This window comes from Bacteroides caecigallinarum (assembly GCF_016901995.1).
GTDB classification, from domain to species: Bacteria; Bacteroidota; Bacteroidia; order Bacteroidales; family Bacteroidaceae; genus Phocaeicola; species Phocaeicola cellulolyticus.
In genome coordinates, this window is record NZ_JACJLE010000136.1 from 1 (window position 1) to 644 (window position 644).

1 protein-coding gene is annotated in these 644 nt (G+C 38.2%); it reads left to right on the plus strand.

Going from position 1 to position 644, the window contains the following annotated elements:
- A partial coding sequence (locus H6A61_RS15320) for an AAA family ATPase (RefSeq protein WP_204394772.1) occupies positions 1-644 on the plus strand: 644 nt, incomplete at both ends.

Sequence of the window (644 nt, forward strand, 5' to 3'; positions counted from 1 at the left end):
AGGGTAAGCATTTTCAGTGATTTGAATAATTTGAATGACATCACTATGGATCCTGACTTTGCGTCTTTGTGCGGTATAAGCGAAAAAGAACTTGTAGAATTCTTTGATGAAGATGTCAGGGTTCTTGCTGAAAAGCAGAACATGAGTTGTTCTGATACATACGCAATGTTAAAGAGGAAATACGACGGTTATCATTTTGTCCAGGATACAGAGGGAATGTATAATCCGTTCAGTGTCCTGAATACTTTTTTCAGAATGATGCCTGAAAACTATTGGTTCTCCACCGGTACTCCCACCATACTCGTAAAACTCCTTCAGAAAAACAATTACCTTCTGAGCGATCTGACAGGTAATGCAGAAGCTACAGCCGATGAGCTTACCGGACTTGAGACAATAAATACCAATCCTATTCCTTTGTTCTTTCAGAGTGGATATTTGACTATAAAGGAGTATGACGAACGTTTTAAGAATTATATACTTGGTTTTCCTAATGAGGAGGTTGAACAGGGATTCCTTAATTTCCTTATGCCCAGCTATATGAATATGCATGGCAGGAATACCAGCTTCCATATAATGAATTTCATCAAGGAACTGGAAAAAGGAAAGATTGATAGTTTCATGGAGCGTCTTCAAAGTCTCTTTTC